The sequence below is a fragment of the Paenalicyclobacillus cellulosilyticus genome (genome assembly GCF_014647315.1).
In the GTDB taxonomy this organism is placed as follows: Bacteria; Bacillota; Bacilli; order Alicyclobacillales; family Alicyclobacillaceae; genus Alicyclobacillus_J; species Alicyclobacillus_J cellulosilyticus.
Genome location: NZ_BMOY01000062.1, coordinates 1 through 8904 on the forward strand (window position 1 = coordinate 1; position 8904 = coordinate 8904).

Sequence of the window (8904 nt, forward strand, 5' to 3'; positions counted from 1 at the left end):
AGTAGACACGCACGGTGGCTTCGTCGTCAAATGTGGACGACGGATTTTACACCACTACTTGAGACTTTAACATCAGCTGGCGACTGGAACAGACCCTGAACATCCAGTTCGTTTTGGAGGCTGCGAAATCGGCCCTGCAACAGGGAAAACCGGAGATCTGGAATAGCGACCAAGGCAGCCACTTCACCAGTCCACAGTATACGGGTCTGTTGAAGGCCGCAGGTGTACAAATCAGCATGGACGGGCGTAACCGGGCTGTGGATAACATCTTCACGGAACGGTTCTGGCGGACGCTCAAGTACGAAGAGGTGTACACGAAAGAGTACGCCAGCCCGAGTGAGGCGAGGGAGTCAATCAGAAAATTCATTCACTATTACAATCATGAGCGGCCACACCAATCGTTGGGGTACCACACACCTGCCGGGATTTACCTGAAGGGGATGAGGCCAGATGACCCTATACGTCCTCAAGCCTCTACCGAACATACATATTGTGGAAAGGAGAGTGCTTAAAGACTAGGGGAAGCCGCTTCGCTCCTCCCCTCTGGCCTTCGGCCATTCACCCCTCCCACTCCTTCAACTGGAAGACACAGGAGGGATAGCGAGGCGAGATTGTAGCTTAGTAACGGCAAAAAATTTGTCTTGACAAAGGGGTCCACCGTAAACGTTCATGCACGACTTCCATCCCACGGGCACCTCCATTGAGCGGGCATCCGCAACCGCTTGGCGACCGAAGATTCGAATTCTACTGTGCGTGCATCCCATAGAGGAGCGACAAACCGTGGTTCTCGAGGTCGCCGGCTCCGTCTCACAATCGGGCTTTATGCACCACCGTCAAACGAGCTCTGGCGGCTGCTGACGCGATCGTATCGCAATATCTCCTCATTTTCATACTCCCGTGGCGTCGAAGTCCGACATGGATGTCTCACATATCATCAGTGTTTTTACTCAGCATTTCGCATGAACATGCAATAAATTTGATTACTCGGACACGCTCCTAGACGCTTGCAAAGCAACGACCCATGTGCGCGACGATGTGGAGATCGGCAAACTCTGCGTGCGCAAGCACGTACATGATGGGTCTGGGGGCAAACCATCGCGCAACGCCTTGCTCCAAAGGCCGCCCCATGATGATCTGGGACACATCAAGCGCTCGCGCGGTATCTACAATCACAGGCCCAATGCTTTTACCCTCGCGGATCAAAAACTCCGCTCCAAAACTTTGGGCGAGCTCCTTGATCTGTTCTAGCTCTTTGGTTTGTTCAAGCGTGAGCGCAGGTTCTGTCTGGACGACGAGTACATATAACTTTGCCTTCAGGCGATCTGCGATGCGCCACCCGCGACGAATGAGTCGCTCGGAATGAGCTCGATAATTCGTGCAGACGAGAATTCGCTCGGCTTCCTCCGGGCGCAGCGGAGAATCGACGCGGTGTTCGACGTCGTCGGCCACTTCCCGCAGCGCGAGCTCTCGTAAAGCCGCCAAATTCGCAGGTTGAAAATAATGGTTGAGTGCGCGCTCTGCCTTTTCCGGCGGATAAATCTTGCCTTGCATCATCCGCTCTATGAGCGTCTCAGGCGCCACATCGATGAGTTTGACTTCGCTTGCAAGCTTCATGAACCAATCTGGCACGCGCTCTTTGACGGGAGCGCCTGTGAGCTGTTCTACCCTATCTTTGAGGCTCTCGAGGTGTTGGATATTGACCGCCGTCACTACGTTCACGCCGTGCTCGAGCAGATACAAGATGTCTTGGTATCGCTTTTGAAATCGACTTCCCGGCGCATTCGTGTGCGCGAGCTCGTCGATGAGCACGACATCCGGCCGTCGGGCGAGAATCGCTTGGATATCAGGCTCCTCATAAATCTGACCAGAATATGCAATTTTTTTCTTTGGGATACGCTCGAGATCCCCTATTTGCATCTCGGTCTCCTTCCGGCCATGCGTCTCAATGTGTCCGATCACGACGTCCACGCCGCGCTGCCGCCAATCGTGTGCATCTTGGAGCATCTTGTATGTCTTTCCTACGCCTGGGGCCGCCCCCACGTAGACCGTGAGTTTCCCTGGGAGCTTCTGCTCTCTCACCAGCCGAACACTCGCCCAATTGCGCTGCGAGAGAGCAGAAGGTGCGAGCGAGCGCCAGCCCACGACGCGCACGTCGACAAACGGCAGGCGCTTGATGAGATCTTTTGCCGGAGATCGCCAACGCGCGAGGGGCCAACGCACAAACCCCGGCCGCGACTGCCCAACGACAATCTGAGATGCCTCGATGCGGCGTGCGACATTGGCAATGACTTCTCCGAGCGGACGGTCGTTTTTAGGCTCCAAGATCCACTCCGCGCCAAAACGCTCGGCGAGCTGGCGTAATCGCTCTACCTCCTCTCGAGATCGTTCCGTCATCCGATCTTCCGCGGTCTCCGCCACATACACGGCAAATAAGTCTCCTTGCATTCGCATCGCCATCCGCCGCCCGCGCGAGAGGAGTGCCTCCGCTCGCTCAGGGTGCCCCACAGAGACCAACACCACTTCTTTGACACCCACAAACCCCGGCCCATCTTTGCGCTCATAAGCCTCGTGCAGTCTTTCATCCACGTCATCCGCCACAGCCCGAAGCGCCATGACACGCAACCAGGACAGATTCTCCAAGCGAAAGAAGTGTTGTAACGCTCGGTCGACGCGGTCTTTCGGATAAATTTCGCCGTCTCGCAAGCGTTGCCGTAGTGTCTCTGGCGTCACGTCAATCACGGTGACTTCGTCCGCTTGGCGAATGAACTCGTCGGGGACCGTCTCCACGACCCGCAGCCCAAGCGCTTGATACGCCTCCTCGCGAATGGAGGCGAGGTGCTGGACGTTGACTGCCGTCATCACCGAGATCCCGTGCGCCAACAAATACTCGATATCCTGATACCGCTTCTCATGGCGCATTCCCGGCGGGTTGGTGTGCGCGAGTTCGTCAATCACGCAAACTTGCGGCCTGCGTCGAAGAATGGCTTCGAGATCCGGCTCGTGAAAAATCGCTTGCCCCACTCGGATTTCCGCAAGCGGTACGAGCTCCAATCCTTCAAGCAACCGCTCGGTCTCCAGCCGACCGTGCGTATCGACGTACCCAATGACGACGTCTACGCCTGCTTCTTTGAGCCGGTGTGCTTCTTTAAGCATCGTGTATGTCTTTCCAACGCCAGGCGCCGCACCGATAAACACGCGCAACCGTCCCCGCTCCCCGGCTCTCACATTGTCAGAAGTCATCCAGGCCCTTTCACCGCTCAAGATCCATTCCCCTTTCGCGCCTGCGCGAGCGCGTGATTGAGCTCGTTCACGTTCACCATGGGAACCCCGTAAAGTCCGAGGCGAGGTTCGATGACATGCGACTCGACGAGATGCCGAAGCCACGCTTCAGACATTCCAGTCGCTTTGGCGATTCGCGGGATCTGATCCAGCGCATCTTGGAACTCAATATCAGGATCCAGCCCAGAAGCGGACGATTCGACCATCGAGGGTGAAATGTTTTGCGCCGAAAGGCTGGGATTAGCCTTGAGCACATCACGCATATTGGCTTGTACCTCCTGCAGAAGCGCTGGGCTCGTCGGCGCATCATTCGAGCCGCCTGACCCATCGCCATTGTAGTTGACGGCCGACGGCCGCGGAGCAAACCACTCCGGCCCCTTGTAAGGCGCTGCGATGAGATAAGACCCCACGATCTCCCTTCCGGCTTTCATCAGGCTTCCTTGCGACGAGAAAGGGAACAGTAGCCAACCAATAAGGCACCCAAAAAGCGGGTACAGCAATCCCAAGACAAATGCCGATGCAAAGGTGAAGCGGATGGCCCGCAAAAGATTGATCATGACGAAAATCCCCCTCCTATGAAATGCGCTGCGGTGAGCGCCAGGTCGATGATCTTGATTCCCACAAACGGCGCGATCACACCTCCCACGCCGTAGATGGAGAGGTTTCGCATGAGCAAGCGCATGGCGCTTTGCGGCTGATATTTCACGCCACGCATCGCGAGCGGAATGAGGATGGGGATGATCACAGCGTTGAAGATGAGCGCGGAGAGAATCGCGCTTCTCGGGCTCTCCAAGTGCATGATATTGAGTGCGCCGAGTTCGGGAATGAACGCCGAGAACAGCGCCGGGATGATCGCAAAATACTTCGCCACGTCGTTGGCGATGGAAAACGTCGTGATTGCCCCGCGCGTGATGAGAAGCTGTTTGCCAATGGCGACCACTTCGAGCAACTTCGTTGGATCGGAGTCAAGATCAACCATGTTGGCAGCTTCTTTGGCAGCTTGCGTGCCGCTTTGCATTGCGAGACCGACGTCAGCTTGGGCGAGTGCCGGCGCGTCATTGGTCCCATCGCCTGACATCGCGACGAGCCGCCCTGCTTCCTGTTCGCGGTGAATTAAGCGGATTTTATCTTCCGGCTTCGCCTCAGCGACGAAATCGTCGACGCCTGCCTCGCGGGCAATGGTCGCAGCCGTGAGCGCGTTGTCGCCTGTGCACATGATGGTGCGAATGCCCATTTTCCTGAGTTCCGCAAATCGCTCGCGGATGCCAGGTTTGACGATGTCTTTGAGGTATATAACCCCATATACTTCGTCGTTTTCCACTACGACGAGAGGCGTTCCGCCTTCACGTGCGTTCTCGACCTTTTCGTCGAGATCGGACGGGACGCGGCCGTTTTGCGCCTCGACGTAGCGCTTCATGGCATCCGCCGCGCCTTTTCGAATGCGAGTGCCGTCGGGGAGATCGAGGCCTGACATGCGCGTCTCCGCGGAAAACTCGACGTTGCGCGCACGGGCGTAATCCTCGCGCCGATACTCAATACCCATCTGTTTGGCGAGCTCGACGACCGAGCGGCCTTCAGGTGTCTCGTCAAAAAGGGAGCAAAGCGACGCAACGGCAGCGAGTTCTCGTTCATCGTGGCCTTGAACGGGCAAAAAGGCATAAGCCAGGCGATTGCCTATCGTGATGGTTCCCGTTTTGTCGAGGATGAGCGTGTCGATGTCTCCCGCCGCTTCGACTGCGCGGCCCGATTTTGCGATGATGTTGAAGCGAATGAGCCGGTCCATTCCCGCAATCCCGATGGCTGAAAGCAACGCGCCGATGGTCGTCGGAATAAGACAGACGAATAACGCGACGAGACTCGTGATATCGACACGCACGCCGAGCGCTTGGGCTACGGGAGGCAAGCATACAATCACGATGAGAAAAATAAGCGTAAGCCCTGCGAGCAAAACCGTGAGCGCGATTTCATTCGGCGTCTTTTGACGCTTGGCGCCCTCAACGAGATGAATCATCCGGTCGAGAAATGTCTCACCTGGGTTTGCCGTCACGCGGACGATGAGTTCATCCGAAAGGAGCTTCGTACCCGCCGTCACCGAGCTGAAGTCCCCGCCAGCGCCGCGGATGACAGGCGCAGATTCGCCTGTGATGGCCGATTCGTCAACGCTGCCGATGCCTTCAAGCACTTCGCCGTCCGCAGGGATGAGCTCACCCGCTTGGACGCGGACGATATCGCCGCGGCGGAGTGCCGAGGCAGGAATCTTCTCCCATTGATCGTCTCGCTTGACATAAGCCATGAGCTCCGCTTTCGTGCGCCGCAGCGTCTCTGCCTGTGCCTTCCCCCGCCCCTCTGCAAGCGCCTCCGCAAAATTGCCAAACCAGATGGTGATGAGCAAAATGAGTGTAACCACTCCATTGTAAAAACGCGCACCAGCCTGATACCCGGTGGATTGTATTCCGAACAGTGAGGGTTGAATCGTCAAAAGCAGGGTGATCACGGCTCCAATTTCCACAACAAACATCACGGGATTGCGGACGAGTACTCTTGGATCAAATTTAACCAAAGCGTCGACGACCGCCCGTCCTGCGATCGCCTTGGACCAAGAACGGCGTTTTTCCATCGCACATCCCTCCCACATCACGAGCGCAACGCGAGTTGAAGTGATTCGCCGATGGGCCCGAGCGCCACATACGGGAAAAACGTAAGCGCGCCGACAATGAGCACAATCGCTACAAAGACGGCTCCAAACGAGAACGTGTCCGCGCGAAGCGTCCCTTCGCTCACTGGGACGATGTTTTTTGCCGCGAGTGAACCTGCGATCGCGATCATCGCGATGATGGAAATGTAGCGGCCGAAGAGCATGACCAACCCGAGCATCAGGTTGTAAAACGGCGTGTTACCGTTGAGACCAGCAAATGCAGAGCCGTTGTTCGCCGCTGCCGATGTAAATGCATATAAGACCTCCGAAAAGCCGTGAAGGGATGGGTTTGCGATGGATGAACGTCCCGCAGGGGTCGCCATCGCGATAGCTGTCGGGATGAGGATGACAAACGGGTGGACAAGCATCGCTGCAGTCGCGAGTTTGACCTCGCGCGACTCGATTTTTTTACCGAAAAACTCTGGCGTTCGCCCCACCATGAGCCCGCAGATGAACACGGTGATAATGAAAAACATGAGGATATTGAGCATGCCAGCGCCATCACCGCCGAACACGCAGTTGAGCATCATGAGGACGAGCGGCACCATGCCGCCAAGCGGCATTAGACTGTCGTGCATGGCGTTGACTGCCCCGGTTGTGTAAGCCGTCGTCACGGCGACAAACGTGCTTGTGAGCGGGATCCCAAACCGCACTTCTTTGCCTTCCATATTGGGCCCGTGGATTCCCAGCTTCGCGAGAAGCGGATTGCCTGCTGCCTCCGCGTGATAGACGACGAGCGCGCCAAGAAAGACGAGTGCCGTGAGAAATGCGCACAACACCCATCCAAGCTTCGGCGCGTTGAGAAAGCGAGCGGCTGTAAATACAAACGCCGTCGGGATGAGCGACATGGCCCAGATCTCGAGCATACACGTCCAGACGTTCGGATCTTCAAAAGGATGCGCCGAGTTCGCGTTGAAGAACCCGCCCCCGTTGGTCCCGAGCTGCTTGATGGCTTCGAGTGTCGCAACAGGTCCACGCGGGATAATCTGCGTGCCGCCTCCGAGCACGTGTACTGTGACGTAGCCTCCGAGTGTCTCCGGGACCCCTAACGCCATCAGCGCGATCGACCACACGAAAGCGAGCGGCAGAAGCACACGCAAGAGCGCGCGCGTAAGATCCACCCAAAAGTTCCCTAAAGCATTTGCCTGTCGGCTCCGCATGCCGCGCAGAAACGCAATACAGGCTGCAATGCCTGTGGCCGCGGATGTGAATTGCAAAAAGGTAATGGCAATCATTTGGCTGAGGTACGACAGCGACTGTTCGCCTGCGTAGTTCTGCCAGTTTGTGTTGGTGAGAAAGCTCACTGCCGTATTAAAGGCGAGGTAGGGAGGCATGGGTCCGATGTGGGCTGGGTTGAGCGGCAACCACGCCTGAATGCGTAAGATCACGTAAGCAAACACGCCCATGGCCGCATTGCTTAACATCAGAGCGCGAAGATACGCCTTCCAATCCATCTCGACTTCGGGGCGAATTCCCGTCACACAGTATAATACGCGCTCAAAAGGCCGGAATACGCGATCGAATGGCACTTGTTCTCCGTCAAACACTTGATACATGTAGCGACCGAGCGGAACTGCAAGCGCCACGGTGACCGCCAAGACGAGCGTGATGGCCAAGACTCCACTGAAGGTCATCTGTCTTCAGCTCTCCCTTCCTCTGCTCCTGCTCTTAATTCAAAACTTTTCTGGATGAAACATCACATAGACGAGATAGCCACACACTGCGACAGAAACGGCGAGCAAAAACCACACGAGCTGCTCCTCCCCTCAGGCGCGGTCAAAGAAGCGATAGATGCAGTACAAGACGGCGAAAGAGCCAAAGAGAAGCGCAAGTGAGATGACATCCTGCACGCTGCTTTCCACCTCCGACATCCGCCAGCATACCCACGGAAGGATGAGGAATCGAATGAGGAAATGAAGCTCGGTATGTAAAAATCGCGTTAAAACCCTTCGATCGCATTCTCGCCGATGTATAACAGTCATAGTGGAACGTGAAGGTGAGGTAACACGATGAGGACGTTTATCCCAAAATGGCAGATCTTAAAGACCTCTGATCAGTGGGCCAACGTACCCTTGCTTTCAGCATCATCGCTCGATCCAGCACGGCAAGCTGAATGGAAGCGATATGGCGCTTCTGTGGGTATGGTGCTGTTGCTCACAGGACTCGTGTACGCCGTGGATTTTCGGTTTGATCGCATCAACATCGCCATGCTATACCTGATCCCGGTCGTCATCTCGGCTGTCCGATTCGGCCTGGGGCCTGCGATCACGGCTGCCTGCACGGGTCTTATGGCATTTGATTTTTTCTTCGTCCCTCCCATCTTCAGCTACACCGTGAGCGATCTCCGCTTTCTCGTCTCATTTGCGGTGTTCTTGCTTGTCGCGATGGTCACCGCATCCTTGGCTTCTAATGCCAGGCGCCAGACAGAAGAGGCGACGACGCGCGCCGCCATCGCCCAAGCGCTTTACGTTCTCAGTCGCGAACTTAACAGCATTTCCGACGCAGAGGCGGCGATTCAGGCCGTCCTCTCCCAAGCTGAAAAATTGTTTGGAGCTCCCGTCGCGCTCGCTATGATTGAGCACGGCGACATACGGTTGCATCGCACAAGGGAAAGCGCCGATCCGCCTATTCACCGAAAAATATTGGAATGGGTTTACGAACATGGAGAGCTCGCAGGTTTCGGATCAAAATCACATCGACAGGCTGTCGTAATCTACCTCCCAGTACGAGCTAAAGAGCGGGTTCATGGCGTTCTCTGCTTGGGGCGCGGCAAAAATCGAGTGACTCTGCCAACGAGGCCAGAAGCCGTCGACGTGCTCAAGGCGATGGCCAACCTCCTTGCCATCAGCCTCACGCGCCTGTCTACGCTCGCTTTATTTGTCATCGTTGTCGGCGGGGTTTCTCAAATTGTGTGGCGGAGATGGGAGGAT

The 8904-nt window shown here is 56.3% G+C and carries 6 protein-coding genes and 1 pseudogene; 2 read left to right on the top strand and 5 right to left on the bottom strand.

The features are described from left to right. Positions 1-71: 71 nt before the first annotated feature. Positions 72-431: pseudogene (locus tag IEX97_RS14015) on the top strand (transposase); the annotation flags it as partial. Positions 432-996: 565 nt separating this feature from the next. Here IEX97_RS14015 and IEX97_RS12455 read toward each other — a convergent pair. Genes IEX97_RS12455 through kdpF form a run of 5 tightly spaced genes read right to left on the bottom strand, consistent with a single transcriptional unit; the run spans position 997 to position 7725 of the window. After that, the gene (locus tag IEX97_RS12455; RefSeq protein ID WP_229776896.1) at positions 997-3261 is read right to left on the bottom strand and encodes a universal stress protein; all 2265 of its coding nucleotides are present in this window, start codon (positions 3259-3261) and stop codon (positions 997-999) included. Further along, positions 3258-3836 carry a potassium-transporting ATPase subunit C gene (locus tag IEX97_RS12460; protein WP_188883431.1) on the bottom strand — a complete coding sequence of 193 codons (579 nt, stop codon included), beginning with the start codon at positions 3834-3836 and terminating at the stop codon, positions 3258-3260. Before IEX97_RS12460 ends, IEX97_RS12455 begins: the two co-directional genes overlap by 4 nt. Then, positions 3833-5896, bottom strand: a complete 2064-nt coding sequence (kdpB, locus tag IEX97_RS12465) for a potassium-transporting ATPase subunit KdpB (RefSeq protein WP_188883432.1) — start codon at positions 5894-5896, stop codon at positions 3833-3835. Before kdpB ends, IEX97_RS12460 begins: the two co-directional genes overlap by 4 nt. 17 nt (positions 5897-5913) lie before the next feature. Further along, entirely contained in the window at positions 5914-7608 is a 1695-nt protein-coding gene (gene kdpA / locus IEX97_RS12470; RefSeq protein ID WP_188883433.1) for a potassium-transporting ATPase subunit KdpA, read from the bottom strand. Positions 7609-7647: 39 nt separating this feature from the next. Further along, complete coding sequence (gene kdpF / locus IEX97_RS14020) at positions 7648-7725, bottom strand: K(+)-transporting ATPase subunit F (RefSeq protein WP_188883436.1); 78 nt, start codon at positions 7723-7725, stop codon at positions 7648-7650. 258 nt (positions 7726-7983) lie between these two features. Here kdpF and IEX97_RS12480 point away from each other — a divergent pair. Then, positions 7984-8904 (top strand): DUF4118 domain-containing protein (locus tag IEX97_RS12480; RefSeq protein WP_188883434.1); only part of this gene is annotated, 921 nt, incomplete at its 3' end.

Coding starts and splice junctions, on each gene's coding strand:
- kdpA (WP_188883433.1), bottom strand. CDS start 7,608: ATGACCTTCAGTGGAGTCTTGGCCATCACGCTCGTCTTGGCGGTCACC.
- IEX97_RS12460 (WP_188883431.1), bottom strand. CDS start 3,836: ATGATCAATCTTTTGCGGGCCATCCGCTTCACCTTTGCATCGGCATTT.
- kdpB (WP_188883432.1), bottom strand. CDS start 5,896: ATGGAAAAACGCCGTTCTTGGTCCAAGGCGATCGCAGGACGGGCGGTC.